1 protein-coding gene is annotated in these 821 nt (G+C 68.9%); it reads right to left on the bottom strand.

The window, feature by feature from the left end; all coding sequences use genetic code 11:
- Positions 1-700, bottom strand: a 700-nt coding sequence (locus QYM41_RS17575) for an IS256 family transposase (protein ID WP_368801060.1), incomplete at its 3' end; no start/stop codon positions are given.
- Between the last annotated feature and the right edge of the window lie 121 nt (positions 701-821).

Here is an 821-nt window from a genome sequence, read left to right as displayed (position 1 = left end):
CTGAGGTGACCAGCCGGACCCCGCCCAGGCCGCGGGCGACGAGGTCGGCGAAGAACTCGTTCCACGCCGCCCCGGTCTCGGCCGTGGCCACCCGCATGCCGAGGACTTCGCGGTGGCCGTCGCCGTTGACCCCGGTGGCCAGCAGCACGACCGCGTTGACCACCCGCCCGCCCTCCCTGACTTTCATGGTCAGCGCATCGGCGGCCACGAACGTGAAGGGCCCGGCCTCGCCCAGGGGGCGGTGGCGGAAGGACTCCACGTGCTCGTCGAGGTCCCCGGCCATGCGCGAGACCTGGGACTTCGACAGGGAGTTGATGCCGAGGGTCTTCACCAGCTTGTCCATCCGGCGGGTCGAGACCCCGGCGAGGTAGCAGTCGGCCACGACCGTGATGAGGGCGGACTCGGCCCTCTTGCGGCGCTCGAGCAGCCAGTCGGGGAAGTAGGTTCCGGTGCGCAGCTTCGGGACGGCCACGTCGATGGTGCCGATGCGGGTGTCGAGCTCGCGGTGGCGGTAGCCGTTGCGCTGGGTCACCCGGGTCGGGGACGGTCGGCCCCATTCGGCGCCGGCGACCGCTTCGGCATCGGCCGACAACAGGGCGTTGATCACTGTCTGCAGCAGTGATCGCATCAGATCCGGGGAGGCTTCGGACAGGGCTTCGCCGAGCAGGCCGGCAGGGTCGACAATATGAGGAGCGGTCATCGTGATGATGTCCTTTCGAGGGTGCTGTGAGAGGTGAACTCGAAAGATCTCACGGTGGCCGCGCTCTCGTCCGGAACGACGAGCAGGGCCACCGCGCTACACCACTATCGGGGGCTCAACT

Source organism: Kocuria oxytropis (assembly GCF_040981195.1).
GTDB classification, from domain to species: domain Bacteria; phylum Actinomycetota; class Actinomycetes; order Actinomycetales; family Micrococcaceae; genus Kocuria; species Kocuria oxytropis.
The sequence above is the reverse complement of the archived record's forward strand: the minus strand, read 5'-3'. Positions and strand labels throughout refer to the sequence as shown.